The organism is Micromonospora chaiyaphumensis (assembly GCF_900091435.1).
In the GTDB taxonomy this organism is placed as follows: domain Bacteria; phylum Actinomycetota; class Actinomycetes; order Mycobacteriales; family Micromonosporaceae; genus Micromonospora; species Micromonospora chaiyaphumensis.
Window position 1 is genome coordinate 237,827 of the sequence record NZ_FMCS01000002.1, and the last position, 26,410, is coordinate 264,236.

Genomic DNA, 26,410 nt, shown 5'->3' on the forward strand with positions numbered 1-26,410 from the left:
GGCGTGCCTCCAGGACCAGGACACCACCGGCCAGTGGAAGCAGGTCGCCGGCTGGCGCAAGGTCTGCGACCTGGCCCTCGCCCACGTGAGCCGCCTGCGCGAATACCGGCGCGGGCTCGCCGAGGCGTGGCCGCCGGAAACCAACGCCGCCGCCCGCGCCTACCTCGGCGAACTCGACCAGCTCATCGACCAGGTGCAACGCACCCACGACGCCGCCGCCGCGAACTACGACGCGCTCGCCGCCGCCACCCGCGCCATCGGCAGCACCCGCGCAGAACTCAAACCGCTCTTCGACGAGTACGCGGAGAAGGTGCGCCAGAAGCGGGCGTACGAGGCGGTGCTCACCGACCCGAAGGCGGTGGCGGGAAGCCGGCTGCCGGAGAAGCCGCCGGTGACGGACACGGATCTTGAAGAGTTGAACGTGCGGGCGCGCGGGTTGATGACGGGGTTGAGCGGCGAACTCCAACAAGCCCAAGTCATGCTCCAACGCCCGCCAACACCGATTCGGCCAGGTCGTCAGACGAACGACCCAGACGTATACGGGAACGCAGCACCCCTGATCCCTCCCATCATCCCCATGCCCGTCGCAACGTCGGGAGGCACCTCTTCACCCACGCGGTCGCCAACGGCTGCGACGCAGGCAGGATCACCCTCCATGTCACCCGCCAACCTCCCGTCACTAGGAGTTGGGCCGGTACTAGGCGGTGTCGGCTCAGGACTAACACCAGCCCCCACTCAGCCAACCCTTCCGAACACTGCGCCCCCATCCCCGCCGACCGGCGTGGCTGCACATCCCGCAGTCCCTCCAATCACCGGAATTGGAAGAACTCCATCGGTCCGCCGCGACGGGCCAGCGGTTCCGCCCGATCTTCGAACGAATGAACCGAAGAATGGAACTTCTCGCTCGACGCCGCCGAGCACCTCGCGGCCACTGCCGTCTAACGGCTTGATTGGACTGCCAGGTGGAGGGGGCGGCCAGCCAGTCAACCCCAACCCTCCACGCCGCATCAACCCAGTCGGCGGAGTCATCGGTGGGGGTAGTGCCGGCACCGCGCCAAGCGGCGCCGCCGGCTCCAGGCCAGGTGGAGGACGGAACGCGCAATTCAATGGAGTTCACAACTCTTTCCCGATTGGTGGTTCCCCTTCTGCAATAAGCGGCCACAGCCCGCACCGTCGACCCGAACGAGAGGCACAGAGCCCTCGACCCTGGGATCCGGATAATCCGTGGGAGACGGCGCAGGGCGTCACCCCTGTCATGCTGCCACCCGAAGAAGATGGCCCTATCGACCCCGGCCCAGCAATTGGCTTCGATCGGTGAAGCTCGGCCTCCCGCTTGCAATCGCAGCTCTGACAATTTCTGGCACAGCTCCAGCTAACCTTCACACGAGTGCCCAAGCCAGCCCTGACGCCGCTGCACGCATCCGCGCTGATCAGTGGCACCTGGGTTACTTGAAGGTGGGCAAGGCTAACCAGATCAGTCAGGGAGAGGGAGTGGTCGTAGCGGTCACGGACACAGGCGTTGATCCTCACCAAGACCTCCGCGCAAACCTACTGGTAGGAACTACGACGATCTCTGGCACGTCTGGCGACGGCCGCAAAGACATGAACAGCCACGGCACAAGCATGGCTGGCCTGATCGCCGCACACGGTCAGAGCGACGGCACGGGCGCTCTGGGCATTGCACCACGATCCAAGATCTTGCCGATTCAGTCCTCCGGGGCGAATAATGTTGGAACTGCGGATGATCTGGCGGCCGGCATTGAGTTTGCAATTGCCAATGGCGCAGATGTCATATGCGTCTCGAGCAGTGGCGGGGCGAGTCCGGATTTGATCAAGGCGGTCAAGGCTGCCATTTTGGCGAATGTTGTGGTAGTCGCAGCTGCAGGGAATACACCCGAAGATTCCTATGTCGGCTATCCCGGTCGGGAGCAGGGAGTGATCGCAGTGGGGGGCATTGACCGCCTGGGTGAGCACGCCTCGATTTCGGTCTTAGGTCCAGAGGTCGACGTGGTGGCTCCTGCCGTAGACATCTACAGCACCAGCTACCGAGGGAAGTACTCGAAGGGAACCGGTACGTCAAGCGCCACTGCCATCGTGGCTGGTGCCGCGGCTTTGATTCGTTCGAAGTATCCCAACCTCCCCGCCCAGGAGGTCGCCCACCGCCTGACCGCCACCGCGATCGACAAGGGCCCACCCGGCCGCGACGACCAGTACGGCTACGGCGTCATCGACCTGGTCGCCGCCCTCACCGCCGACGTCCCCCCACTCGGCTTCGAGACACCGTCGGTAACCGCACCCGCTTCGACGGCGGCCGGCAACAGAACCAACGACAACTCCACCGCGCGCGGCCTGGCGACTCTGGGCGTGCTGCTGGCGGCGGGCGGCGGTTACCTGGTCTGGCGCCGGCGTCGCCGTGGCGGCGACCCGCCACCGCGGATCAGCCGGTAGCGTCGGTCGGGTGTCTACTCCGCTGCGCCTCGTCCTCGCCTCGCAGAGTCCCGCCCGCCGCAAGCTGCTCCAGGCTGCCGGCATCGAACCCGACGTGCTGGTCAGCGGCGTCGACGAGTCTCAGGTGGTCAGCGACCGTGCCGAGGATCTGTGCCTGGAGCTGGCCCGGCTGAAGGCGCAGGCGGTGCTGGGCCGGCTGCGCCCCAACCCGGACGAGCGGACGTTGGTGCTCGGCTGTGATTCGGTACTGGCGTTCGACGGGGAGATTCTGGGCAAGCCGGCGGACGCGGCGGACGCCACGCGCCGCTGGCAGCGGATGCGCGGTCGGAGCGGGGTGCTGCACACCGGCCACTGTCTGCTTGACGTCGGGCACGAGTCCCGCGCGGAGGCGGTGGCCTCGACCACCGTGCACTTCGCCGACATCAGCGACGCGGAGATCGCCGCGTACGTGGCGACGGGTGAGCCGCTGGCCGTCGCCGGGGCGTTCACCATCGACGGGCTGGGCGGGGCGTTCCTGACCGGCATCGAGGGCGACCCGGGCACGGTGGTGGGGCTCTCCCTGCCGCTGCTGCGCAATCTTCTCGCCGAGTTGGCGCTGAACATCACCGACCTGTGGACGAAGGTCGCGCCAGGGGGCCAGGAGATCGAACATCTCGGCTAACGTCCGATCATGAGCACGAAGCCGTTGCCGCTGACCCCGGAACTGCACGCGTACCTCGTGGCGCACGGGTCCGCCCCGGACGAGATCGTCCGGGAGCTGGCCGAGGAGACCCGCGCCGCCCTTCCCGCGCAGGCGGACATGCAGGTCGCGCCCGAGCAGGCCGCGTTCCTCACCTTCCTGACCCGGCTGCTCGGCGTTCGGCAGGCGGTGGAGGTGGGCACCTTCACCGGGCTCTCCTCGCTGGCCATCGCGCGGGGCCTCGCCGAGGGCGGTCGCCTGACCTGCTTCGACATCTCCGAGGAATACACCGGCGTCGCCCGGCGGTACTGGACCCGCGCGGGCGTGCAGGACCGCATCGAGCTGCGCATCGGCCCGGCCGCGGACACCCTCCGCGAGCTGCCGCGGGAGCGCTACCTGGACTTCGCCTTCATCGACGCCGACAAGGTCGGTTACCCGGTCTACTGGGACGAGCTGGTGCCCCGGATGCGCCCGGGCGCCGTGATCGCGGTGGACAACACGCTGCGCAACGGGCGCGTGCTCGCCCCGCAGAACGCCGACGACCGCGCGATCGCCGCCTTCAACGACGAGATTCTCGCCGACGTCCGCGTCGAGGTCGTCATGCTCCCCATCGCCGACGGCGTGACCCTGGCCCGAGTGCTCTGAAACCAGTACGCCGAGGTGGCGGTGTCCGCACCTGCCGGACCCCGCCACCTCGGCGAGCTGGAGTCGATCAAAGCGGCCGAGCGGCCGGGCGGCCGGGCGGCGACACGTCAGGCGGCCGCCGAGACCGGCGTGCGGTCGGGCGCGGCCACGCGCAGGGCCCGGCCAAGGCGCACGGTGAGCAGCATGGCCGCGGCGATGAAGCCGGGCAGGAGCAGGAACGCCAGGTGCGGGCCGACGCCGTCGGCCACCCAGCCGAGCACGACGGGCGCGATGCCGAAACCCACGCCCATCGAATACGACGCCCAGCCGGCCGCCTTGTCCGCGGCCGGTCCCGCGGCGGCGAGGGCGATGGAGATCGCCAGGGGGTAGTGCAGAGCGTTGCCCAGCCCGAGCACGACCAGGCCGGTCACGGCCAGCCAGCCCACCGGCGCGGACCAGAACAGCGCGAACCCGGCCAGGGAGACGGTCAGCGCGGCGAGCAGCAGCGGCACCGGCGGCCAGCGCAGCGCGAGCCGGCCGCCGGCCAGCCGGCCGGCGAACATGCCGCAGACGATCGCCGCGACGGCCGCCGACGCGCCACCGGCGCTGAGGCCGGCGTGGGTACGGAGCACGTCGGCGGTCCAGAGCGACAGGCAGACCTCGATCGAGCCGGTGACCGACATGAGCACCCAGGCGATCCAGTACGCCCGCGGCAGCCGCCCCGAGACCGCGCGCGGTCCGAGATCTTGGACAGTTTCCGTTCGAGACGAACGGTAAGTGTCCAAGATCGGAGCCGGAGAACCCTTCGGGATGCGTACGCGGAAGGTCACGGCGGCCAGGGCGACCAGGGTGATCAGCCCGACCTCGACGGCCATCACCGGGCGTCAGCCGTGGCCGGCGTCCACGCTCGCGCCGATGACCAGCGGCGCGAGGATGCCCATGCCGGCGCAGGCCGCGTTGGCCTCGCTGAGCGCGGCGGGCGCGCCGGGCCCGTGGTGGGCGGTGAGCACGACGTTGATTCCGCTGATCACCATCATGCCGAAGGTGGCGATCACCGCGACGGCGGCGATGGTGGCGGGCAGCGGCTGGAGCAGGCCGAGCGCGGCGACGCCGGTGGCCACGCCGGCGAGGCCGAGCCAGATGGCCGGGCCGCGGCCGAGTCGGCGGGCGGCCGGCGCGAAGAGCGCGCCGCCGGCCAGCGCGCCGACCGCGATGCCGGTGCTGTGCAGGCCGGCGACGGCGGCGCTGGTGCCCTGCTCGTCGCGGAGCAGCGGCACGACGGGACCGAACCCGTAGAGGAAGAAGCCCCACAACCCCAGCTGGGCGTAGATCAGCCAGGTCGTCCGGTCACGGGTGAGGCGGGGCACCGGCCTTACGGTACTTGCGCATGGCCGGCACCCCGCCCCTGATGAGAGGCAGCTCTCGTCGGGTCAGCGGACGCTGCGGGCGAACTGCCGGGCGGCCCAGACCACCCCGGCGACGGCGAGCACCGCGACGATGGTCAGCCCCTGCCAGACCTTGTCGTTGCCCAGGTCGCCGGCGAAGAGCGCTCGGGTGCCGTCGACCGCCCAGGAGAACGGATTCCAGTCGGCGATGCCCTGGAGCCAGCCGGGGGCGAAGGTCAGCGGCAGCAGGATGCCGGAAAGCAGCAGCACCGGCTGGGCCACGGTGTTCATGAGCGGGGCCAGCGCGTCCTCGCTCTTGACCTTGAGCGCCACGCCGTAGGAGACGGCCGAGGTCATGAGCGCGATGAGGGCCAGCATCAGATACGCCAGCAGCAGGTCACCGATGAAGACGCGCAGGTCGAACAGGAGCGCCAGCAGCGTGATGATCACCGCCTGCACGATCAGCGAGACCACGTCCCGCAGGGAGCGGCCGAGCAGCAGGGCGAGCCGGCTGACCGGGGTGACCCGGGACCGCTCGATGACCCCGGCGCGCAGCTCGGCGATGAGGCCGAAGCCCTGGAACAGGCCACCGAAGATGGCCAGCAGCACGAGCAGGCCGGGCACGAAGATCTTGTAGGCGGCGGCCTGGGTCGGCGCGTTGAGCGCGGGCTTGAGCAGCGGGGCGAAGAGGAGCAGATACATCACCGGCTGGAAGACGCCGACGAAGACCCACACGGGGTTGCGCAGCAGCAGCTGGATCTGCCGCTGGAAGATCAGCCAGGTGTCGCGGGCGAGTTTCATGACAGTGCTCCCGATGCTCAGGACTCGCGCAGCGAGCGGCCGGTCTTGGTGAGGAAGACGTCGTCGAGGCTGGGGCGGTGCAGCTCGATCGAGCGCAGGTCCAGCCCCGCGTGGTCGAGGCGGCGCAGCACCTGCGGGATGGCGGTGGCGCCCTCGTCGACGTAGAGGCGCAGGCCGCCCTCGTCGACGGTCTCCAACTTGCTGACGTACGCCTCGGTGTCGAGCAGTTCGGCGGCCTTGGGCGTGGTGGCGGCGTCGAGGCCGACCAGCACCACCTCGCCGGAGATCTCGCGCTTCAGCTCGGCCGGGGTGCCCTCCGCGACCACCTCGCCGTGATCCATGATCGCGATCCGGTCGCAGAGCGCGTCGGCCTCGTCGAGGTAGTGCGTGGTGATGAAGACGGTCATGCCCTCGGTGCGCAGCCGGCGGATCTCGTCCCACATGTGCGCCCGGCTCTGCGGGTCGAGGCCGGTGGTCGGCTCGTCCAGGAAGACGATCTTCGGCTCGTGGATGATGCCGAGCGCGATCTCGACCCGCCGGCGCTGGCCGCCCGAGTAGGTCTTGCACTTGCGGTCGGCGTACTCGCTGAGCTGGAAGGCGTCGAGGGCGCGGACGGCGCGGCGGTGCGCCTCGGCCTTGCCGATGCCGTAGAGCCGGGCGTGGAGCACCAGCTCCTCGCGGGCGGTGGACTCGTCCCACGTGCTGCCGCCCTGGGCCACGTAGCCGATCCGCCGGCGCACCTCGGCCGGGTCCTTGCGCAGGTCGGCACCGGCGATGGTGGCCTCGCCGCCGTCCGGCTCGATGAGGGTGGCGAGCATCCGCAGGGTCGTGGTCTTGCCGGCGCCGTTGGGGCCGAGGAAGCCGAAGATCTCCCCCTCGGCCACCTCCAGGTTGACGCCACGGACCGCGTCCACGGTCTTCGTCTCGCGACCCGCGCGGGAGCGGAACGACTTCCGCAGCCCCCTGGTCTCGATCATGTCTGCTCCTGGTCCTCCGGGCCGGACGCGACCGGCCGCCGATGGTCCGCGAGGAGGACGCACGGCTTCCCCACGGCTCGCGCAGAGACTAACGCGATATAACTCTTGTGGTCAACGTTGATTATTCCGCGTCGGGAGCGCCGTCCTTCCAACCGGACCACCCCTCGGCCTGCTCCAGCCCAGCAGGCAGGTACGACACTCCCGACTCGATCCGCTCGGCGATCCGCTCGCACCAGCCCATCTCCGCCTCGGCCCGGGCCAGCCAGAGCTCGAACATCCAGCCGACGTGGACCGGCTTGCGGTTGCGCACCCAGTCCGAGTCCAGCGAGGCGCGCATCGACTCGACGCCGGCACGGATCAGGTTCGCCCGGTTGCGCAGCGCCGCCGCCGCCTCGTCGCGCGGCATGGCCGGCAGGAACGAGAAGGCCGCGACGAACGGGTCCGGCGGCTCGTTGAGCTGCCACCACTGGGCCCGCAGCAGGGTCTCGAACTCCTCGTCGCCCTTCGCCGTCACCTCGTACGTGGTGCGGGCGGGGCGGGCGCCGACCTGCTCGACGGAGACCGTCCGGAGCAGCCCCTCGTCGGTGAGCTTCCGCAGGGCGTGGTAGATCGAACCGGGCTGCACGTTGGCCCACTTGTCCGCGCTCCAGCTCAGCAGCTCACGGCGTACGTCGTAGCCGTGCACCGGCTGCATCCACCGCACCAGGCCCAGAATCATCATCCGCGTTGCCGACACCGGACAAGCGTAATAGCCAAATTTGACTACAGTGCGGCATCCCACACTGAGCGATCGTTAGGGCCGAATCCCCGGCCGATACACTCCCGGCAACGACCTCGGGAGGAGCCACCAAGGTGCGCAAGGTACTCATCGCCAACCGCGGCGAGATCGCCGTCCGCGTCATCCGCGCCTGCCGCGACGCCGGCCTGGCGAGCGTCGCCGTCTACGCGGACTCCGACCGGGACGCCCTGCACGCCACCCTCGCCGACGAGGCGTACGCCCTGGGCGGCGACACCGCGGCCGACAGCTACCTGCGGATCGACAAGCTCATCGACGTGGCCGCGAGGGCCGGCGCCGACGCGGTGCACCCCGGCTACGGCTTCCTCTCCGAGAACGCCGATTTCGCCCAGGCCGTCCTCGACGCCGGGCTCACCTGGATCGGCCCCACCCCGCAGGCGATCCGCGACCTCGGCGACAAGGTGACCGCCCGGCACATCGCCCAGCGGGCCGGCGCGCCCCTGGTCCCCGGCACCCCGGACCCGGTCGGCAACGCCGACGAGGTGATGGCCTTCGCCGTCGACCACGGCCTGCCGGTCGCCATCAAGGCGGCCTTCGGCGGCGGCGGGCGCGGCCTCAAGGTGGCCCGCACCATGGAGGAGATCCCGCACCTGTTCGAGTCGGCCACCCGCGAGGCGGTCGCCGCGTTCGGCCGGGGCGAGTGCTTCGTCGAGCGCTACCTCGACCAGCCCCGCCACGTCGAGGCGCAGGTGCTGGCCGACCAGCACGGCAACGTCATCGTGGTGGGCACCCGCGACTGCTCGCTCCAGCGCCGCCACCAGAAGCTGGTCGAGGAGGCCCCGGCGCCGTTCCTCACCGAGGCCCAGCGACGGCAGATCCACGACAGCGCCAAGGCGATCTGCCGCGAGGCCGGCTACCACGGCGCCGGCACGGTGGAATACCTGGTCGGCGCCGACGGCACGATCTCCTTCCTGGAGGTCAACACCCGGCTCCAGGTGGAGCACCCGGTGACCGAGGAGACCTCCGGCATCGACCTGGTCCGCGAGCAGTTCCGCATCGCCGACGGCGAGAAGCTGCGGTTCACCGAGGACCCGACCCCGCGCGGCCACTCGATCGAGTTCCGGATCAACGGCGAGGACCCGGGCCGCAACTTCCTGCCCGCCCCGGGCACCATCACGGCGCTGCGGCTGCCCAGCGGCCCCGGCGTGCGGGTGGACACCGGCGTCTCGGCCGGCGACGTCATCGGCGGCAACTTCGACTCGCTGCTGGCCAAGGTGATCATCAGCGGCGAGACGCGTACCGAGGCGCTGGAGCGGGCCCGCCGCGCGCTCGACGAGATGGTCGTCGAGGGCATGGCCACGGCGCTGCCCTTCCACCGCCTGGTGGTGCGCGACGAGGCGTTCACCGCCGAGCCGTTCACCGTGCACACCCGGTGGATCGAGACCGGATGGAACAACACCGTCCCGGCCTTCACCGCCCCGGCCGGCGCCGTCGAGGGCCCGGCCGAGCGCGAGACCGTCGTGGTCGAGGTGGGCGGCAAGCGGCTGGAGGTGAGCCTCCCGGCCGGCCTCGGCGGGGGTACGGCGGCCGCCGCGCCCGCCGCGAAGAAGCCGGCCCGCCGGGGCGGCGGCGCCAAGGCCGGCGCGGCGGCCAGTGGCGACGCGCTCACCTCGCCGATGCAGGGCACCATCGTCAAGATCGCCGTGGCCGACGGGGACACCGTGGCCGAGGGCGACCTCGTGGTGGTCCTGGAGGCCATGAAGATGGAGCAGCCGCTGCACGCCCACAAGGCGGGCACGGTCAGCGGCCTGGCCGCCGAGGTCGGCGCGGTGATCACCGCCGGCGCGGCCATCTGCACCATCTCCTGAGGGGCTGCCCGCCAACGGCGGGCTCTCAGTGGAGGGTTTCGGCGGCCGTGGCGTGTACGGCCGCCGTGAGGGCCGCCAGCACCGTCGAGTCGAGGCGCCAGTGCTGCCAGTACAGCGGCACGTCGACGTGGCGCGTCGGGTCCAGGTCGACGCAGGTGCCGGCGGCCAGGTCCGGCCCGGCGAGCTGCTCGGGGATCAGCGCCCAGCCCAGCCCCCGCCGGACCGCCTCGCTGAACGCCGGCACCGACGGCAGGTAATGCGCCGGCGGGTCGAGGTCCTGGCCGGTCACGGCCCGGATGAACCGGTGCTGCACCCGGTCCTTGCGGTCGAAGACGAGCACCGGCGCGGCGGCGAGCGCCGCGGTGGTCAGCCCGTCGGCGAACCAGCGGCCGGCCAGCGCCGGGGTGGCCAGCGCCCGATAACGCATCGCGCCGAGCCGGCGCACCCGGCAGCCCTGGACCGGCTCACGCTGGGCGGTGACGGCCGCCATCACCGAGCCGTCGCGCAGCAGCTCGGCGCTGTGGTCCTGGTCGTCCTGCCGGACGTCGAAATGCAGCGCCGGCTCGACCGGGAGCCGGGCCAGCGCGCCGACGAACCAGGTCGCCAGGGAGTCCGCGTTGACCGCCACGGCCACCCGGGTGCCGGTGCCGGACAGCGGCCCGCGAGCTTCGGCGAGGGCCTCGCCCTCCAGCAGGACGAGCTGGCTGGCCAGCCGGAGCAGCGGCCGCCCCGCCTCGGTGACCCGGCACGGGCGGCTCCGGCGGACCAGGACCTGCCCGACCGCACCCTCCAGTGCCTTGATCCGCTGGCTCACCGCCGACTGGGTGACGTGGAGCAGCCGGGCCGCCCCCTCGAAGCTGCCCTCCCCGATTACCGCGGCGAGCGTACGGAGCTGGGTGGAGTCGACGCCTTCCATCAGCTGAGCTTATGCAACGTCAGAAACTTCAGTTGGACTGGCCGGGGCGGCGCTCGTAGCGTCGTCGCGTGCCGCAGGTCCTCGCCTCCGCCCTCGCCGGGCTCACCGTCTCCGCCGCCCTGATCGTCGCCATCGGGGCGCAGAACGCCTTCGTGCTCCGGCAGGGCCTGCGCCGCGAGCACGTCGTTCCCGTCGTCGCCATCTGCGCCACGTCGGACGCGGTGCTGATCACCGCCGGGGTGGCCGGGATGGGGTCGCTGGTCGCCGACCGGCCCGGCCTGCTGGCGGCGGTCCGCTGGGCCGGGGCCGCCTTCCTGCTCGGCTACGCGCTGCTGGCGGCCCGCCGGGCGGTACGCCCCGACGCGCTCCGCCCGAGCGACCGCCCGCCGGCCACCCTCGGGGCGACAGTGCTGGCCTGCCTCGCCTTCACCTGGCTCAACCCGCACGTCTACCTGGACACGGTGCTGCTCCTCGGCGGCGTCGCCCAGCAGCAGGAGCACCGGTGGGCCTTCGGCGTGGGCGCCGCCTCCGCCAGCCTGCTCTGGTTCGCGGCGCTGGGCGTGGGCGCCCGCCGGCTGGCGCCGCTGCTCGCCCGTACCCTCGCCTGGCGGGTGCTCGACGGCGCGATCGCGGCCGTGATGGCGGCCGTGGCGGTGAGCCTGCTGCTCGGCGGCTGAGCCGGGGTGTTTTCCGTGACCATCAGCGGCGGTGGCGTCCCCGGCCAGGAATGATGGCCGGGTGCGGTTCCTACATGGCGCGACTCCCGCGCACGACCTGACCTACAACGACGTCTTCATGGCGCCCAACCGCTCCGAGGTGGGCTCCCGGCTCGACGTCGACCTGGCCACGGCCGACGGCACCGGCACCACGATCCCGCTCGTGGTGTCGAACATGACGGCGGTCGCCGGCCGGCGGATGGCCGAGACGGTGGCCCGGCGCGGGGCGATCGCGGTGATCCCGCAGGACATCCCCATCGAGGTGGTGGCCAACGTCGTCGCCTGGGTCAAGCAGCGGCACCTGGTGCACGACACCGCGATCACGCTCGGCCCGACGGACACCGTCGGCGATGCCATCCACCTGCTGCCGAAGCGGTCGCACGGTGCGGTGATCGTGGTGGACGAGGCCGGCCGGCCGCTCGGCGTGGTCACCGAGGCGGACACCGTCGGGGTGGACCGCTTCGCCCAGCTCCGGCACGTGATGTCGACCGAGCTGCACACCGTGCCGGCGGACGCGGACCCGCGTACCGGCTTCGACCGGCTCTCGGCGGGCCGGCGGCGGCTCGCCCCCGTGGTGGACGCCGAGGGTCGCCTGATCGGGGTGCTGACCCGGTCGGGCGCGCTGCGCGCCACGCTCTACAAGCCGGCCGTGGACGACCGGGGCCGGCTGCGCGTCGCCGCCGCGGTGGGCATCAACGGCGACGTGACCGGCAAGGCGGCGGCGCTGCTGGAGGCCGGGGTCGACACCCTCGTGGTGGACACGGCGCACGGGCACCAGGAGCGGATGATCTCGGCGCTGCGGGCGGTCCGCAAGCTCGACCCCGGGGTTCCGGTGGCGGCGGGCAACGTGGTCACCGCCGACGGCGTGCGCGACCTGGTCGAGGCGGGCGCCGACATCATCAAGGTCGGCGTCGGGCCGGGCGCCATGTGCACGACCCGGATGATGACCGGCGTGGGCCGCCCGCAGTTCTCCGCGGTGCTCGACTGCGCCGCGGCGGCCCGCTCGCTCGGCCGGCACGTCTGGGCCGACGGCGGCGTACGCCACCCGCGGGACGTGGCGCTGGCGCTCGCGGCGGGCGCCTCGAACGTGATGATCGGCTCCTGGTTCGCCGGCACCTACGAGTCCCCCGGCGACCTCTACACCGACGCCGACGGGCGGCGCTACAAGGAGAGCTTCGGCATGGCCTCGGCCCGCGCCGTGAGCGCCCGGACCGCCGAGGACAGCGCGTTCGACCGGGCCCGGAAGGCGATCTTCGAGGAGGGCATCTCCTCGGCCCGGATGTACCTGGATCCGGCCCGGCCGGGCGTCGAGGACCTGATCGACGAGATCATCTCGGGGGTGCGCAGCGCGTTCACCTACGCGGGCGCGCGCAACCTGGAGCAGTTCCACGAGCGGGCCCTGGTCGGCGTGCAGAGCACGGCCGGCTACACCGAGGGCATGCCGCTGCCGACGAGCTGGTGACCCGCCGGCCGGGGCCCCCGCCGCAGCGGGACGGGGGCCCGGCCGTCAGGGGAAGAGCCGGCTGATCACGGTGCGGGCGGCGGCCTCCGGGTCGGGGCCGACCCGGGGCGGCAGGGCACCGGAGTTCCAGAGCGTGGCGAAGCCGTGCACGATCGACCAGGCCGCGAGCGCGTCCACGTCCGGCCCCCGGCCGGTGCGCCGGGCCACCCCGGTGCGCAGCAGCTCGCCGGCCCGGGTGCGGGCGGCCGCCACCTCGGGGTCGTCGGCCCGGTAGAGGTCGGGGCGGAACATCACCTCGAAGTGCGCCCGGTGCCGGACCGCGAACCCCACGTACGCCACTCCCGTGTCGATCAGGTCGTCGCCGGCGCCGCGCAGCGCCTCGGCCAGCAGCTCGAAGCCCTGGGCGGCCAGCGCCGTGAGCAACCCGGCCTTGTCGCCGAAGTGGTGGGCGGGGGCGGCGTGCGAGACGCCGGCCCGGCGGGCCAGGTCGCGGAGGCTCAGCGCGGCCGGACCGGACTCCGCCATCACCTCCACCGCCGCGTCGAGCAGGGCGCGGCGCAGGTCGCCGTGGTGGTAGGCGCGGGACTGGGTCATGCGCACCACTCTAACTTGCCATTGACAAGATGGCCCCTCGTGACGCAATCTTGTCGGCGACAAGTTCTCTGCGGGAGGCGTACCCATGGCACCCCTGATCGCCCTGCTCGCCGGCACCACGGCGGCCCGGCTCGCCGGCCTGCTCGGCGTCGCCGCCCTGGACGGCTGGCACCCCGCCCTGCGGGTCGGCCTGGCACTCATGTTCCTGCTGACCGGCGCGGCCCACTTCCGGTCCCGCCGCGCCGACCTCGTCGCCATGGTGCCGCCGCGGCTGCCCCGGCCCGGCCTGCTGGTGACCCTGACCGGGGTGCTCGAACTGCTCGGCGCGCTCGGGCTGCTCCTCCCGGCGACCGCGCGGCCGGCCGCCGTCGGCCTGGCGCTGCTGATGCTGGCCATGTTCCCGGCCAACGTCTCGGCCGCGCGCCGCGGCCTCACCCTGGCCGGCCGGCCCGTGACCCCGCTCGGCACCCGGACGGTGCTCCAGGTCGTGTTCGTGGCCGCCGCCCTGGCGGTGGTGTTCGGCTGACGGCGTAAATAGTTTGGGGCCTTACGGTTCGGGGGCTAACCTAACGCCCGTGAACATGGGACCGCTCGTCCGCTTCCCCGACGCGCTCCAGCACGCGCCGCTCGGCCGGCTCGTCTCGATCGCCGGGCACATCGTCGAGCAGCACTGGGGCCGCTACCTCGCCGAGCACCACGGGCTCACCTCCGCCGGCATGCGGGTGCTGCTCGTCCTCCTGCGCGCCGGCGACAGCACCCACCGGGAGATGGCGGAGCGGTGCTTCGTCCGGCCGGCCACCCTCACCGGCATCGTCGACACCCTGGAACGCGACGGCTTCGTGGCCCGGCGCCGCGACCCCGACGACCGGCGCAGCGTCCAGCTCAGCCTGACCGACAAGGGCCGGGAACACGCCGTCGCCATCATCGACCTGATCCACAGCAACCGGCCGCTGACCTCGGTCGACGCGGACCCGGCGAAGCAGGCGGTGATCCGGGAGTTCCTCACGGAAATCATCACGAGCATGTCCGATGGGGACCTTCGCCGGTTGAACCGGAACAGCGAGTCCGACACCGAAGACCCATCGGGGAGCCGTCCGTGCTGATCCGCCTGCTCCGTACCCACCTGCGCCCGTACCGGCGGTTGCTGGCCGCGGTGGTGGCCTTCCAGTTCGTCGGCACGATGGCGTCGCTCTACCTGCCGAGCCTGAACGCCGACATCATCGACCGGGGCGTGGCCCTCGGCGACACCGACCAGATCATGCGTACGGGCGGCATGATGCTGCTCGTCAGCCTGCTCCAGATCGCCTGCTCGATCATCGCGGTCTACCTCGGCGCGAAGACCGCCATGGGCTTCGGCCGGGACGTCCGGGCCGGCATCTTCGCGCACGTCAACAGCTTCTCCGCCCGCGAGGTGGCCCGGTTCGGGGCGCCCTCGCTGATCACCCGGAACACCAACGACGTGCAGCAGGTGCAGATGCTCGTGCTGATGAGCTGCACCATGCTGGTCGCCGCGCCGATCATGAGCGTCGGCGGCGTGGTGATGGCGCTCCAGGAGGACGTGGGGCTCTCCTGGCTGATGCTGGTCTGCGTGCCGGTGCTGGCGGTCGCGCTGGGCCTCATCACCCGGCGGATGGTCCCGGGCTTCCGGCTCATGCAGACCCGGATCGACACGGTCAACCGGGTGCTGCGGGAGCAGATCACCGGCATCCGCGTGGTCCGGGCCTTCGTCCGCGAGCCGTACGAGACGGAGCGCTTCCGGGTGGCGAACACCGACCTGACGGCGACCGCCCTGCGGATCGGCCGGCTCCAGGCGCTGATCTTCCCGGTGGTGATGCTGGTGCTCAACGTCTCCAGCGTCGCGGTGCTCTGGTTCGGCGCCGAACGGGTGGACTCCGGCCAGATCCAGGTCGGCGCGCTCACCGCCTTCCTGCAGTACCTGATGCAGATCCTGATGGCGGTCATGATGGCCACCTTCATGCTGATGATGGTGCCCCGCGCCGCGGTGTGCTCCGAGCGGATCGTCGAGGTGCTCGACACCGAGTCGTCGGTGGTGCCCCCGGTCGAACCGATGATCGCGATGACCCGCCGCGCGGAGCTGGAACTCCGGCGGGTCTCCTTCCAGTACCCCGGGGCGAGCGCGCCGGTGCTGCACGACATCTCGTTCCGGGCCAGCCCCGGCCGGACCACGGCCATCATCGGCGCCACCGGCGCGGGCAAGACGACCCTGCTCACCCTGATCCCCCGGCTGGTCGACCCGACCGCGGGCGCCGTGCTGGTCGACGGGGTGGACGTGCGGCTGCTCGAACCCGACGAGGTGTGGCGCCGGATCGGGCTGGTGCCGCAGCGGCCGTACCTGTTCAGCGGCACCGTGGCCAGCAACCTGCGCTACGGCAACCCGGACGCGACCGACGCCGAACTGTGGGCCGCGCTGGAGATCGCCCAGGCCCGGGACTTCGTCGCGGAGATGCCGGGCGGGCTGGACGCCCCGATCGCCCAGGGCGGCACGAACGTCTCCGGCGGCCAGCGGCAACGGCTCGCCATCGCCCGCGCGCTGGTGCGCAAACCGGAGATCTACCTGTTCGACGACTCCTTCTCCGCGCTCGACCTCGGCACGGACGCCCGCCTGCGGGCCGCGCTGAAGCCGGTCACCGCGGACGCGGTGGTGGTGATCGTGGCCCAGCGGGTCTCCACGATCGTCGACGCCGACCAGATCATCGTGCTCGAGGACGGGGGCGTCGTCGGAATGGGACGACACGAGGACCTGCTGGTGACCTGCCCGACGTACGCCGAGATCGTGGCGTCCCAGCAGACGGCGGAGGTGCCGGCATGAGCGAGCGCAGCGAGCGGACCAGGCAGCTCAGTGGCCGCGGGGGTCATGGCGGCGCCGAGCGTAGCGAGGTGCCGGCATGACCGCCGTGCCGGGGCAGAAGCCGGCGCCGGGGCCGAAGGCCGGCGCCGACGGCGCGCCGCAGCGGCTGCCCGCGGCGGCCGCACGGCGCGGCGGCGGTGGGCCGCCGTGGATGGGCGCCGCCATGCCGGCGGAGAAGTCGATGAACTTCGGACCGTCGGCCCGCCGGCTGCTGGGCCGCCTGCGGCCGCACCGGTTCTCGCTGACCGCGATCATCACCCTGGCGGTGGCCAGCGTCGGGGCGAGCGTGATCGGGCCGAAGATCCTCGGGCACGCCACCGACCTCATCTTCGCCGGGGTGGTGGGCCGCCAGATCCCTGCCGGCACCACCCAGGAGCAGGCGGTGGCCGCGGCCCGGGCCGCCGGCAACGAGAACTTCGCCGACATGCTGGCCCGGATGGACGTGGTGCCCGGGGCGGGCATCGACTTCACGGCGCTGGGCCGCACGCTCACCCTGGCGCTCGCCCTCTACCTGGGCGCCAGCCTGCTGATGTGGTGGCAGGGCTGGCTGCTCAACGGGGTGGTGCAGCGCACCGTGCTGCGGTTGCGCGCCGAGGTGGAGGAGAAGCTCAACCGGCTGCCGCTGCCCTACTTCGACAAGCAGCCCCGGGGCGAGTTGCTGAGCCGGGTCACCAACGACATCGACAACATCTCGCAGACCCTGTCGCAGACGCTCAGCCAGCTGCTCAGCGCGCTGCTCACGGTGGTCGGCGTGCTGGCCATGATGGTCTGGATCTCGCCGCTGCTGGCCCTGGTCGCGCTGGTGGCCGTGCCGCTGTCGGTGCTCGTCACCCAGCAGATCGCCAAGCGGTCGCAGCGCCGGTTCATCGCGCAGTGGCGGCACACCGGTGAGCTGAACGGCATCATCGAGGAGACCTACACCGGCCACGAGCTGGTCAAGGTCTTCGGGCGGCAGCGCGAGGCGCAGGCGGCCTTCGCGGCCAAGAACGACGAGCTGTTCCGGGCCAGCTTCGGGGCCCAGTTCATCTCCGGGATCATCATGCCGGCGATGATGTTCGTGGGGAACCTCAGCTACGTCGCGATCGCCGTGGTCGGCGGCCTGCGGGTGGCCTCGGGGTCGATGAGCCTCGGCGACGTGCAGGCGTTCATCCAGTACTCCCGGCAGTTCACCCAGCCGCTGACCCAGATCGCCTCGATGGCCAACCTGCTCCAGTCCGGGGTGGCCTCGGCCGAGCGGGTCTTCGAGGTGCTCGACGCCGAGGAGCAGGCCCCCGACCGGCCCGCCCCGCCGCGGGTCACCGGCCGGGTCGAGTTCGAGCACGTCTCCTTCCGGTACGAGCCGGACAAGCCGCTGATCGACGACCTCTCGCTGGTGGCGGAGCCCGGGCACACGGTGGCCATCGTCGGCCCGACGGGCGCCGGCAAGACCACCCTGGTCAACCTGGTCATGCGGTTCTACGAGTTGGACGCCGGCCGGATCACCCTCGACGGGGTGGACATCCGCTCCATGCGCCGGGACGAGCTGCGCAGCAAGATCGGCATGGTGCTCCAGGACACCTGGCTCTTCGGCGGCACCATCCGGGACAACATCGCGTACGGGCGGCCGACCGCCACCGAGGAGGAGATCTTGGCGGCGGCCCGGGCGACCTTCGTGGACCGGTTCGTGCGCAGCCTGCCCGACGGCTACGACACCGTGATCGACGAGGAGGGCAGCAACGTCAGCGCCGGCGAGAAGCAGCTCATCACCATCGCCCGGGCGTTCCTGGCCGAGCCGTCGCTGCTCATCCTCGACGAGGCGACCAGCTCGGTCGACACCCGCACCGAGGTGCTGCTCCAGCGGGCCATGGCGGCGCTGCGCACCGAGCGGACCAGCTTCGTCATCGCGCACCGGCTCTCCACCATCCGGGATGCCGACCTGATCCTCATGATGGATCAGGGCCGGATCGTCGAGCAGGGCACGCACGACGAACTGGTCGCCGCGAACGGCGCGTACGCCGAGCTCTACCGGTCGCAGTTCACCGGAGCGGCGATCGACGAGGAGGCCGCCGCGCCGCTGCCGCCCGGCGGACCGCCCGGACGGCCGGGTGGCGGGCCACCCGGACGACCCGGTGGCGGGCCGCCCGGGAAGCCGGCGGCCGCGCCGGCCGGGCGCTGACGTGAACGCCACGAGCGGCGACCCGGCCGGGCCGGCCCGCCGGCCGTCAGCCGGGCGGGAGCAGGTCGGCCGAGCGGGTGGTCACGACGGCGCCGATCAGGGCGAGCGCGTCGGCCGCCGGCAGCGGGTCGAGGCCGCGCCCGTCCCGCAGGCGCAGGGCGACCGCTCCGTGGGCGGCCTCCCGGCGGCCGACCACCCCCACGTACGGCACCTTGCGGCGGGCCGCGTCGCGGATCCGGGCGCCCAGCGAGCCGGCCAGGTCCACCTCGGCCCGCAGCCCGGCCGCCTCCGCCCGGCGGGCCAGCTCGACGGCCGCGTCGGCCTGCCCGTCGTCGACCGGCAGCAGCACCAGCTGCACCGGGGCGTACCAGGCCGGGAAGGCGCCCGCGTGCACCTCGATGAGGTACGCGAAGAGCCGCTCCATGCTGCCGACGAGGCTCCGGTGCACCATGACGGGCCGCTTCCGGCGCCCGTCCGCGTCGGTGTACGACAGGTCGAACCGCTCCGGCTTGTCGAAGTCGAGCTGGACGGTGGAGATGGTCGACTCCCGGCCGGCCGCGTCCACGATCTGGATGTCGATCTTCGGGCCGTAGAAGGCGGCCTCGCCCGGGCCCTCGTCGTAGTCCACCCCGTCGAGCGCGGCGCGCAGCAGTTCCTCGGCCCGCGCCCAGTCGGCGTCGTCGCCGACGTACTTCTCCCCCGGCCCGCGCAGCGACAGCCGGAAGCCGGCCGGCCGTACGCCGAGCGCGGCGTGCGCCTCGCGGATCAGCCGGAGGATCTCGCGCACCTCGTCGCCGACCTGCTCCAGCGCGCAGAAGTTGTGCGCGTCGTTGAGCGAGATGGCGCGCACCCGGGACAGCCCGCCCAGCACCCCCGAGCGCTCGGCCCGGTACATCCCGCCGATCTCGGCGACCCGCAGCGGCAGCTCCCGGTAGGAGCGGCCCCGGGCGCGGAACACCAGCGCGTGGTGCGGGCAGAGCGCGGGGCGCAGCACGAACTCGTCGTCGGCGCTCAGCCGCATGGGCGGGAACATGTCGTCGGCGAAGTAGCCCAGGTGGCCGGAGAGCTCGAACAGCTCCCGTTTGCCCAGCGGCGGCGAGTAGACGTGCCGGTAGCCGGCCCGGCGCTCCAGCTCCCGCACGTACTCCTCGACGGCGTGCCGGGCGGCGGCGCCGGCCGGCAGCCAGATGGGCAGCCCGGCGCCGGCCAGCGGGTCGGAGACGAACAGCTCCAGGTCCCGGCCGAGCCTGCGGTGGTCGATCATGTCGCTCTCCTTGATCGGGTACGACCCGGAGGCGAGCTGAGCCGGAACGCCGCGAGGCCCCGGAGCGGATCGCCCCGGGGCCTCGTCGACGGAAACGTCAGTGCGGCGCGCCGGGAACACCCGGCGTCGTGGTGTTCACCGCGCTGCGCATGCGGCGACGGTACGCGCGGCGGCGCGGCGGACGCACGTGGATTTCGCGACGCACCCGGCGGTGGTGCGGTGGGGGCGGGTCGCCGGCACGGGACCTGCCGGCGACCCGCGGCGGCCCGGACGTCGGGAACGGGGGACCCGACGTCTCCGGAGCCGCGCCCCGACAACGGTACGCCGCGGATCGGCGATCCGCCGCCCGCCCCGGCGGTCGAGGCGGCCGCGACGGGTCGTCACATTCGGTGGCGCCGCATCGTTGAACACGAGTGGCCTGCTGGTGTCGGCCGTCACCGTCGGGCAGGGCCGTCCGCGGTGACCGGGGACACGCCGTCAGGCTCGGTGCGGTCGAACGGGGAACTCCGGCGAGGTGGCGGTCGTGGCCGAACTCATCTCTGACGTCGCGTCGCCCACCTGGGCGTACGCGGTGCTGCTCACCCTGCTGGTCGCCGACGCCTTCGTGCCGGTGGTGCCCACGCAGGTCGTCATGATCACCAGCGGGGCGCTGACCGTCTACGGCGGGCTCAGCCTGCCGCTGACCATCGCCGTGGGGGCGCTCGGCGTCTTCGCCGGCGACCTCGCCTGCTACCTGCTGGGGCGCACCGCACCGACCCGCCGCGAGCCGCGGCACACGACGCCGGGCCGGGCCCGCCGGGCCGCCGCCCGCGTCACCCGGGGGCTGCGTGAACCGGGGCCACTGGTGATCCTGCTCTGCCGCTTCGTGCCCGGGGGCCGGATGGCGGCCTGCTTCTCGGCCGGGCGCAGCCGCTACCCGTACCGCCTCTTCATCCTCTACGAGGCCGCGGCGGCAACCTGCTGGGCCGCGTACGGCACGCTGGTCGGCCACCTCGGCGGCACCGCGCTGACCGAGTCGGTGTGGCGGCTGCTGCTGATCGGCGGGGCGGCGGCGGCCGGGTTCGCGGCGGCGGGCTGGGCGATGACGGTCATCAGTGCCCGCCACGCCCGCACCGAGGCCGAGGCGACCCTCGAGGAACCGACGGCCGCTTCCTGATCGGATGAGTCAGGGCCGCGGGCTCTTCGCCTTCTGCCGGGCGTAGTAGGCGCGGGCGCGGTTGCGGTCGCCGCAGTCCTTCGTGTTGCACCAGCGGCGGTTCCGCCGCGGTGACGTGTCGAGATAGACCCAGCCGCACTTGACGTCTTCGCACTGGTGGAGACGGTCGAGGTCGGCGCGCTGGCTGAGCGCCACGAGCCCGCGGACGATGCGATCGCGGGGCAGGCGGAGGTCGGTTTCCCGGTCTCGCCACTGCCAGCGGTCGCCCACCCGGACCAGGTCGGCCGCGGCTATCGCCGCCCGGTACATGTCGGCGAGGCCCGCGGCGGCCGCGGGGTCATCCTCGAAGAGAGCCGCGTAGGCCCTCTCGCGGGCCTCGACGACCTGTCGCCGCTCCCGCTCGGCCCGCGCGTCGTCCCGGCCGGCGAGATCGCGCAGGGCCACGGCCTCCTCCTCGCTGACCAGATCGGATTCGACGCACCAGTCGACGACGTCGGAGAAGGTCCTCAGGTGCTCGATGCGTTCGCGCCCGCCGAGCCGCCAGCCGACCGTGTTCACCAGGTCGAGCATGCGGTCGCCCGCGATGTGGCCGAACCTCACCGGCGGCTCCTCTCATGGCTGAACCCAGTATTGCATGTGAGACCGCTCCACTGGCATGCTCATTCCCAGTCAGCCAATCACCCATGAGAACCACCGGGAGACCGATCATGCCTGCCGCCGCCCCACGCGGACCGTTCGCCGCACTGTGGGCGTCCCAAGCGTTCTCGAACCTCGCCGACGGGCTGCTGCAGGCCGCGGCACCGCTGCTCGTCGCCACGCTGACCCGGGACCCGCTCGTGGTGGCGGGCATGACGGTGGTGCAGTTCCTGCCCTGGCTGATCGCCACCCTCCCCGCCGGCGCGCTGGCAGACCGGGTGGACCGCCGTCGGATCCTCACCGCCGGCAACTGGCTGCGCGCGGCCGGCTTCGCGCTGCTCGCCGTGACCCTGGCGAACGGGTGGCACCACGTCGCGCTGCTCTACGCCGCGGTGTTCCTGGCCGGTTGCGCCGAGACGATGGTCGACAACGCCGCCCTGACCATCCCGCCCCGTCTCCTGCCCCGCGAGCAGCTCGAGCGCGCCAACGGCCGGTTGTTCGCGACCCAGTCCGTGATCAACACCTTCATCGGCCCGCCGGCCGGCGCGGCGTTGTTCGCGCTGGCGGCGGCAGCGGCCTTCTACACCGGCGCGGCCGCGTTCGCCCTGGCCGGCCTGGCGGCTCTGCTGCTGCCCGCGCTGCGCCCCACCGGTGAGGAACAGGAGCGTCGCCGCTCGACCCCGACCAGCATCACCCAGGACATCCGCACCGGATGGACCCACTTCTGGCGCCACGACCTGCTGCGCCGGGTCGCGTTCATCTCGGCGGCGATCAACTTCTTCGGCTCGGCCACCGGCGGACTGCTCGTCCTGCTGATCACCGGCCCGTACCAGCTGCCCATGTCGCGCTACGGCCTGTTCGTCGCCGTTCCCGCCGCCGGTGCGATCGTCGGCTCACTGCTCGCCGAACACGTCGTGCCCCGCATCGGCGGCGGCCCCACCACCTGGCTCGCCGCACTCACCCCGGCCGCCAGCTACGCCATCCTCGGCCTGGGCCACCACACACCCCTCGCCCTCGCCGGCATGTTCTGCGCCGCCGTGGCCAGCTCGCTGAACCAGATCGTCGTGAGCACCCTGCGCCAGGCAGCGGTCCCCGACGAACTCCTCGGCCGCGTCACCGCCGCCTATCGCCTGATCGTCCTGGGTGTGGTCCCCGTCGGTGCGCTCGCCGGCGGCCTTCTCGGACGCGGCCTGGGGATCCGCGCCACCTTCGTCGCGGCGGCCCTCGGCCTCGTGCTCGCCGCGCTCCCGCTCGCCTCCCGGGTCACCACCCGAGCCCTCCGTGACGCCGAGACGACCCGGCACCGGAAGGAGTTCCAGCCCGCGCCCTGACTCCACCACCCGCAACGGTCGCGTACATCTAGGGGGCGACCCCGGGATCGAAGTGGGTGGTGGTCCCCGATCCGTTTCGGGCGGTTCCGGCGACAGGCTGAGGCATGCCTGGAACCCGGAGCAGCGGCCTGCTGGCCCTTGGCGGGATCGCTCTGGCGGCGGTGCTCGCCGTCCTCGGTCACCTCGAAGTGAACGACAACCTGGATCCCTGGTCGCTGACCGTCAGCGACTTCGCCGTCTCCGACCGGGGCGGCGTCATCGACACGGCCATGGCGGCGCTGGCCGCGGCCACCGTCGTACTCCTGCCGGCGCTGCACCGGGCCGGCGCGGGCCGGCGCGCGGGGGCGCTGCTGGTGGCGTGGTCGGCCGGCCTGACGGCCGCCGCGCTGGTGCCCACCAACGAGCCCGGGCTGCCCATGGACACCGCCGCCTACGTGCACCGGTACGCCTCGGTGGTGGCCTTCCTGGCCCTGCCCGTCGCCGGCTGGCTGCTCGCCCGGCGGCTCGGCGGGCGGGCCGCCGGGTGGGTGCGCGGGCTGGCCCTGACCAGCCTCGTGCTGGCCGGGGCCATGATCTGGTCCGCCTACCCGGGCGACCGGGTGCTGATCGGCCTCGTCGAGCGCCTGCTCATCCTCGCCGAGGTCGCCCTGCTCGCGGTGGTCGCCGGCACCCTGCTCCGCCGCGGGATCAGCGAGGTGGCGGTGCCCCGACTCCGGGAACACCCCCACCGCGCCGAGCTGGCGGTGCCGGTGCGGGACCGCGAGCTCACTCCAGCTCGTGGAGCATGAGCTGGCGGGCGGCCTCGGTGATCGAGCCGGACAGGCTCGGGTAGATGGTGATGGTCTGGGCCAGCTCGTTGACGGTGAGGTTGTTCTCCACCGCCATGGTGATCGGCAGGATCAGCTCACTGGCCTTCGGCGCGACCACCACGCCGCCGATCACCTGGCCGCTGGCCGGCCGGCAGAAGAGCTTGACGAAGCCGTCGGCCAGGTCGTCCATCTTCGCCCGCGCGTTGCCGGAGAGCGGCAGCATCACCTGGCGGGCCGGGACCTTGCCGGCGTCGACCTCGTTCTGCGAGACCCCGACGGTGGCCAGCTCGGGGTCGGTGAAGACGTTCGCCGCGACGGTACGCAGCCGCAGCGGCCGGACCGCCTCGCCGAGCGCGTGCCACATGGCGATCCGGCCCTGCATGGCGGCGACACTGGCCAGCAGCAGCACTCCGGTGCAGTCGCCGGCCGCGTAGATGCCGGGGACGTTGGTGCGGGAGACCCGGTCGACCGTGACGTAGCCGCCCCGGGCCAGCTCGACGCCGTACTCGGCGAGGCCCAGGTCGGCGGTGTTGGGGATCGAGCCGACCGCGATCAGCGCGTGCGAGCCGGCCACCACCCGGCCGTCGGCGAGCGTCACCTCGACGCCGTCGCCGATCCGGCGGACCGCCTCGGCCCGCGAGTTGTTGAGGATGGTCATGCCCCGGTTCCGGAACACCCGCTCGATCGCGGACGCGGCGTCGGCGTCCTCGTGCGGCATGACCCGGTCCCGGCTGGAGACCAGGGTGACCTCGACCCCCATGGCCAGGTAGGCGCTGGCGAACTCGGCGCCGGTGACGCCGGAGCCGACCACGATCAGGTGCTCGGGCAGCTCCGGAAGGTCGTACACCTGGCGCCAGGTCAGGATGCGCTCGCCGTCGGGCACGGCGGTCGGGAGCTGGCGCGGGGTGGAGCCGGTGGCGATCAGCACGGTCGTGGCCGCGATCGAGTATTCCGCGCCGCCGTCGGCCGGGGTGACGATCACGCGGTGGGTGTGACCGAGGGTGTCCTCGCCGAGCCGGGCGGTGCCGGCGACGAACTCGACGCCGGCCTTGACGAGCTTGGCGTGGATGTCGGCGGACTGGGCCAGGGCGAGCCGCTTGACCCGCTCGTGCACCGCCCGGGCGTCGACCGTGACGGCCTCCAGCCCGTCGGAGTGCACCCCGAACTCCTCGGTGTCCCGGTAGCCGGTGACCACCTCGGAGCTGGCGATGAAGGTCTTGGACGGCACGCAGTCGGAGAGGACGCAGGCGCCGCCGGCCCCCTCCGCCTCGACCACGGTGACATCAGCGTCCAGCTGGGCGGCGACCAGCGCCGCCTCGTACCCGGCCGGCCCTCCGCCGATGATCACGATCTGGCTCACAGCGTTCGCCCCTCGTCTGTGCTCACAGTGACTTTCTTCTCCCCGTCGCGCTCGACACGCACCGTCGTATTCTCCCCCACCCGTCGGCCGGGCTATCGTCATCGCCGTGCGTCTTTACGCCGCCTACGGCTCAAACCTGGACCCCGCCCGCATGCGTGCCTACTGTCCGCATTCGCCGATGGTGGGCACCGGTTGGCTGGAGGGGTGGCGGCTCACCTTCGCGGGCGAGGACGTCATCGGCTGGGAGGGCTCGGTCAGCACGGTCGTCGAGTCGCCGGGTGACCGGGTCTTCGTGGCGCTCTACGACATCCACCCCTACGACGCGGCCCAGCTCGACGAGATCGAGGGTGTGACCTCCGGGACATACCGGAAGCTGACCGTCCGCGTCTCGACGCTGGACGGCGACGTGACCGCGTGGGTCTACGTCTTCGACGGTTACGAGGGCGGCCTGCCGACATCGTGGTACCTGTCGGAGATCGCGAACGCGGCCGAGAAGGCGGGCGCGCCGGACGACTACGTCACCGAGCTGCGGTCCCGCCCCACCGGCACCGCGTCCGCGTAGCGCGTCTCCCACCCGTCCAGTCTGCTCCGGCCGGCGGCCCGGGCGGGCGGCGGCCCCACGCCGGGTCGCGTATCACACACCCGCGGCGGGGACGCTCCGCTCGTACATGTCGGTCCAGCGCGCCTCGACCAGCCCGACGGAGCGGTAGAGGGTGACCGGGGTGGTCGGGTTGGCGAGATCGACGCCGAGACCGGCCTCGGCCCGGCCCTTGGCCGCGTAGACGGCGAAGGCCCGCCGCAGCAGCGCGGCCCCGACCCCGCGCCGCCGGTACGCGGGCAGCACGGACAGCGTCCGCACCCAGCCCATGTCCTGGTCGAGCCCCTGGTCGGAGGACTGGAGGGCGCCGGCCGGCTCCCCGTCGACCTCGGCCAGGAACCACTCGTCCCACACCTTGCCGTACGACGGGAGCTGCTCGCGCCACGCGTCGAAGCCGACCGGCTCGTAGTCCGGCGTGTCCCGGAACGCGGTGTCGAAGATCCGCTGGAACAGCCGCAGGTCGGCCTCGTCGTCGGCGCGCAGCGGCCGGATCGTCACCCCGGCCGGGAGCGCCGGCTCGGCGGGCAGGTCGGCCAGCGAGCGGGTCATCCGGATGTAGCGCTTGAGCCGGGTGAACCCGGCCTCGACCAGTTCCTCCGCCCAGCGGGTCTCCGGGGCGTAGACGCCGGTCCGGGCGGTGAGCGCGGGCAGGCCGCGCTCGGCGGCCCGCTCGGCGACCCGGTCGAGAAGCCGGGCCAGCAGCGGGGCGCGCAGGTCGGCGGCGCGGTCCGGATCCACCAGGACGTCCACCCACTCTCGGCCTACTCCGGTGGGGTTGCTCAGGATCGTCCAGGCCACCGCGGTGCCGTCCGGGTCGGTGACCAGCCACGAGTCGCGGGCCATGTCGACGAAGGGCGCGGTCAGGGCGTCCCGGACGTCCTCCGCGTCGAAGTCGGGATAGCCGACGGCGAACGTGTCGGCGGCGTGCACCACCGCCAGGATCGCGGGCACGTCGTCGAGGGTGGGGCGGCGGGCCGTCCAGCCGGCGGGAATCGTCACGCGGCAGATCCTGGCAGCCGCCCCGGC

At 72.6% G+C, this 26,410-nt stretch carries 26 protein-coding genes; 14 read left to right on the forward strand and 12 right to left on the reverse strand.

The window, feature by feature from the left end; all coding sequences use genetic code 11:
- Positions 1–225: 225 nt before the first annotated feature.
- Positions 226–402 (reverse strand): hypothetical protein, encoded by a 177-nt coding sequence (locus GA0070214_RS32895; RefSeq protein WP_167364207.1) that lies wholly within the window; start codon positions 400–402, stop codon positions 226–228.
- A gap of 951 nt (positions 403–1,353) precedes the next feature.
- Here GA0070214_RS32895 and GA0070214_RS06860 point away from each other — a divergent pair.
- Genes GA0070214_RS06860 through GA0070214_RS06870 form a run of 3 tightly spaced genes read left to right on the forward strand, consistent with a single transcriptional unit; the run spans position 1,354 to position 3,772 of the window.
- A complete protein-coding gene (locus GA0070214_RS06860) occupies positions 1,354–2,448 on the forward strand; it encodes a S8 family serine peptidase (protein WP_377462976.1) in 1,095 nt (364 codons plus the stop codon).
- Between the two features lie 10 nt (positions 2,449–2,458).
- Positions 2,459–3,109: a Maf family protein gene (locus GA0070214_RS06865; RefSeq protein WP_091260391.1), complete on the forward strand. Its 651-nt coding sequence runs from the start codon at positions 2,459–2,461 to the stop codon at positions 3,107–3,109.
- A 9-nt stretch (positions 3,110–3,118) separates the two neighbouring features.
- Positions 3,119–3,772: an O-methyltransferase gene (locus GA0070214_RS06870; protein ID WP_091260393.1), complete on the forward strand. Its 654-nt coding sequence runs from the start codon at positions 3,119–3,121 to the stop codon at positions 3,770–3,772.
- Positions 3,773–3,879: 107 nt separating this feature from the next.
- Here GA0070214_RS06870 and GA0070214_RS32290 read toward each other — a convergent pair whose 3' ends face one another.
- From GA0070214_RS32290 to GA0070214_RS06890, 5 genes are all read right to left on the reverse strand, one after another.
- A complete protein-coding gene (locus GA0070214_RS32290) occupies positions 3,880–4,434 on the reverse strand; it encodes an MFS transporter (RefSeq protein ID WP_341845065.1) in 555 nt (184 codons plus the stop codon).
- 201 nt (positions 4,435–4,635) lie between these two features.
- The gene (locus tag GA0070214_RS32295) at positions 4,636–5,118 is read right to left on the reverse strand and encodes an MFS transporter (RefSeq protein WP_244167585.1); all 483 of its coding nucleotides are present in this window, start codon (positions 5,116–5,118) and stop codon (positions 4,636–4,638) included.
- 63 nt (positions 5,119–5,181) lie between these two features.
- A complete protein-coding gene (locus GA0070214_RS06880) occupies positions 5,182–5,937 on the reverse strand; it encodes an ABC transporter permease (protein ID WP_091260395.1) in 756 nt (251 codons plus the stop codon).
- Positions 5,938–5,954: 17 nt separating this feature from the next.
- Positions 5,955–6,914, reverse strand: a complete 960-nt coding sequence (locus GA0070214_RS06885; protein WP_091260399.1) for an ATP-binding cassette domain-containing protein — start codon at positions 6,912–6,914, stop codon at positions 5,955–5,957.
- Positions 6,915–7,035: 121 nt separating this feature from the next.
- Positions 7,036–7,635 (reverse strand): PadR family transcriptional regulator, encoded by a 600-nt coding sequence (locus tag GA0070214_RS06890; RefSeq protein WP_091260400.1) that lies wholly within the window; start codon positions 7,633–7,635, stop codon positions 7,036–7,038.
- A 131-nt stretch (positions 7,636–7,766) separates the two neighbouring features.
- On the opposite strand from GA0070214_RS06890, the gene GA0070214_RS06895 reads away from it, so the two are divergent.
- Positions 7,767–9,518 (forward strand): acetyl/propionyl/methylcrotonyl-CoA carboxylase subunit alpha, encoded by a 1,752-nt coding sequence (locus GA0070214_RS06895; protein WP_091260403.1) that lies wholly within the window; start codon positions 7,767–7,769, stop codon positions 9,516–9,518.
- Between the two features lie 25 nt (positions 9,519–9,543).
- Here the strand turns inward: GA0070214_RS06895 and GA0070214_RS06900 are convergent, their stop codons facing one another.
- Positions 9,544–10,434, reverse strand: coding sequence for a LysR family transcriptional regulator ArgP (locus GA0070214_RS06900; RefSeq protein WP_091260405.1), 891 nt, complete (start codon positions 10,432–10,434; stop codon positions 9,544–9,546).
- Between the two features lie 68 nt (positions 10,435–10,502).
- Between GA0070214_RS06900 and GA0070214_RS06905 the strand changes: the two genes are divergently transcribed.
- On the forward strand, positions 10,503–11,111 hold the full coding sequence (locus tag GA0070214_RS06905) for a LysE/ArgO family amino acid transporter (RefSeq protein WP_091260407.1): 609 nt from the start codon (positions 10,503–10,505) through the stop codon (positions 11,109–11,111).
- Positions 11,112–11,172: 61 nt separating this feature from the next.
- Positions 11,173–12,612: a GuaB1 family IMP dehydrogenase-related protein gene (locus GA0070214_RS06910; protein ID WP_091260409.1), complete on the forward strand. Its 1,440-nt coding sequence runs from the start codon at positions 11,173–11,175 to the stop codon at positions 12,610–12,612.
- A gap of 45 nt (positions 12,613–12,657) precedes the next feature.
- Here GA0070214_RS06910 and GA0070214_RS06915 read toward each other — a convergent pair whose 3' ends face one another.
- Entirely contained in the window at positions 12,658–13,206 is a 549-nt protein-coding gene (locus GA0070214_RS06915; RefSeq protein WP_091261421.1) for a TetR/AcrR family transcriptional regulator, read from the reverse strand.
- A gap of 85 nt (positions 13,207–13,291) precedes the next feature.
- Between GA0070214_RS06915 and GA0070214_RS06920 the strand changes: the two genes are divergently transcribed.
- The 4 genes from GA0070214_RS06920 (at position 13,292) to GA0070214_RS06935 (ending at position 18,230) form a co-directional block, all read left to right on the forward strand.
- Positions 13,292–13,732, forward strand: a complete 441-nt coding sequence (locus GA0070214_RS06920; RefSeq protein WP_091260411.1) for a DoxX family protein — start codon at positions 13,292–13,294, stop codon at positions 13,730–13,732.
- 55 nt (positions 13,733–13,787) lie between these two features.
- Positions 13,788–14,309, forward strand: coding sequence for a MarR family winged helix-turn-helix transcriptional regulator (locus GA0070214_RS06925; protein WP_091261423.1), 522 nt, complete (start codon positions 13,788–13,790; stop codon positions 14,307–14,309).
- Positions 14,303–16,036 (forward strand): ABC transporter ATP-binding protein, encoded by a 1,734-nt coding sequence (locus GA0070214_RS06930; protein WP_091260413.1) that lies wholly within the window; start codon positions 14,303–14,305, stop codon positions 16,034–16,036. Before GA0070214_RS06925 ends, GA0070214_RS06930 begins: the two co-directional genes overlap by 7 nt.
- A gap of 76 nt (positions 16,037–16,112) precedes the next feature.
- Complete coding sequence (locus tag GA0070214_RS06935; RefSeq protein ID WP_091260415.1) at positions 16,113–18,230, forward strand: ABC transporter ATP-binding protein; 2,118 nt, start codon at positions 16,113–16,115, stop codon at positions 18,228–18,230.
- A 46-nt stretch (positions 18,231–18,276) separates the two neighbouring features.
- Here GA0070214_RS06935 and thrS read toward each other — a convergent pair whose 3' ends face one another.
- Positions 18,277–19,509 (reverse strand): threonine--tRNA ligase, encoded by a 1,233-nt coding sequence (thrS, locus tag GA0070214_RS06940; protein WP_341845066.1) that lies wholly within the window; start codon positions 19,507–19,509, stop codon positions 18,277–18,279.
- A 508-nt stretch (positions 19,510–20,017) separates the two neighbouring features.
- On the opposite strand from thrS, the gene GA0070214_RS06945 reads away from it, so the two are divergent.
- Positions 20,018–20,650, forward strand: coding sequence for a DedA family protein (locus GA0070214_RS06945; RefSeq protein ID WP_091261425.1), 633 nt, complete (start codon positions 20,018–20,020; stop codon positions 20,648–20,650).
- 9 nt (positions 20,651–20,659) lie between these two features.
- On the opposite strand, the gene GA0070214_RS06950 is transcribed toward GA0070214_RS06945, so the two are convergent.
- The gene (locus GA0070214_RS06950) at positions 20,660–21,250 is read right to left on the reverse strand and encodes a CGNR zinc finger domain-containing protein (RefSeq protein WP_244167587.1); all 591 of its coding nucleotides are present in this window, start codon (positions 21,248–21,250) and stop codon (positions 20,660–20,662) included.
- 107 nt (positions 21,251–21,357) lie between these two features.
- Between GA0070214_RS06950 and GA0070214_RS06955 the strand changes: the two genes are divergently transcribed.
- Positions 21,358–22,617: an MFS transporter gene (locus GA0070214_RS06955; protein WP_091260422.1), complete on the forward strand. Its 1,260-nt coding sequence runs from the start codon at positions 21,358–21,360 to the stop codon at positions 22,615–22,617.
- 104 nt (positions 22,618–22,721) lie between these two features.
- Positions 22,722–23,405: a DUF998 domain-containing protein gene (locus GA0070214_RS06960; RefSeq protein WP_091260423.1), complete on the forward strand. Its 684-nt coding sequence runs from the start codon at positions 22,722–22,724 to the stop codon at positions 23,403–23,405.
- On the opposite strand, the gene GA0070214_RS06965 is transcribed toward GA0070214_RS06960, so the two are convergent.
- Positions 23,383–24,786: an NAD(P)H-quinone dehydrogenase gene (locus tag GA0070214_RS06965; RefSeq protein WP_091260425.1), complete on the reverse strand. Its 1,404-nt coding sequence runs from the start codon at positions 24,784–24,786 to the stop codon at positions 23,383–23,385. The two genes, GA0070214_RS06960 and GA0070214_RS06965, sit on opposite strands and share 23 nt — an antisense overlap.
- A gap of 106 nt (positions 24,787–24,892) precedes the next feature.
- Here GA0070214_RS06965 and GA0070214_RS06970 point away from each other — a divergent pair, with 106 nt between their 5' ends.
- Complete coding sequence (locus GA0070214_RS06970; RefSeq protein ID WP_091260426.1) at positions 24,893–25,348, forward strand: gamma-glutamylcyclotransferase; 456 nt, start codon at positions 24,893–24,895, stop codon at positions 25,346–25,348.
- Positions 25,349–25,420: 72 nt separating this feature from the next.
- Here the strand turns inward: GA0070214_RS06970 and GA0070214_RS06975 are convergent, their stop codons facing one another.
- Positions 25,421–26,383 (reverse strand): GNAT family N-acetyltransferase, encoded by a 963-nt coding sequence (locus GA0070214_RS06975; protein ID WP_091260429.1) that lies wholly within the window; start codon positions 26,381–26,383, stop codon positions 25,421–25,423.
- Positions 26,384–26,410 lie beyond the last annotated feature (27 nt).

Coding starts and splice junctions, on each gene's coding strand:
- GA0070214_RS06870 (WP_091260393.1), top strand. CDS start 3,119: ATGAGCACGAAGCCGTTGCCGCTGACCCCGGAACTGCACGCGTACCTC.
- GA0070214_RS32290 (WP_341845065.1), bottom strand. CDS start 4,434: ATGTCGGTCACCGGCTCGATCGAGGTCTGCCTGTCGCTCTGGACCGCC.
- GA0070214_RS06880 (WP_091260395.1), bottom strand. CDS start 5,937: ATGAAACTCGCCCGCGACACCTGGCTGATCTTCCAGCGGCAGATCCAG.
- GA0070214_RS06885 (WP_091260399.1), bottom strand. CDS start 6,914: ATGATCGAGACCAGGGGGCTGCGGAAGTCGTTCCGCTCCCGCGCGGGT.
- GA0070214_RS06890 (WP_091260400.1), bottom strand. CDS start 7,635: ATGATGATTCTGGGCCTGGTGCGGTGGATGCAGCCGGTGCACGGCTAC.
- GA0070214_RS06900 (WP_091260405.1), bottom strand. CDS start 10,434: ATGGAAGGCGTCGACTCCACCCAGCTCCGTACGCTCGCCGCGGTAATC.
- GA0070214_RS06915 (WP_091261421.1), bottom strand. CDS start 13,206: ATGACCCAGTCCCGCGCCTACCACCACGGCGACCTGCGCCGCGCCCTG.
- GA0070214_RS06920 (WP_091260411.1), top strand. CDS start 13,292: ATGGCACCCCTGATCGCCCTGCTCGCCGGCACCACGGCGGCCCGGCTC.
- GA0070214_RS06925 (WP_091261423.1), top strand. CDS start 13,788: ATGGGACCGCTCGTCCGCTTCCCCGACGCGCTCCAGCACGCGCCGCTC.
- GA0070214_RS06935 (WP_091260415.1), top strand. CDS start 16,113: ATGACCGCCGTGCCGGGGCAGAAGCCGGCGCCGGGGCCGAAGGCCGGC.
- GA0070214_RS06955 (WP_091260422.1), top strand. CDS start 21,358: ATGCCTGCCGCCGCCCCACGCGGACCGTTCGCCGCACTGTGGGCGTCC.
- GA0070214_RS06960 (WP_091260423.1), top strand. CDS start 22,722: ATGCCTGGAACCCGGAGCAGCGGCCTGCTGGCCCTTGGCGGGATCGCT.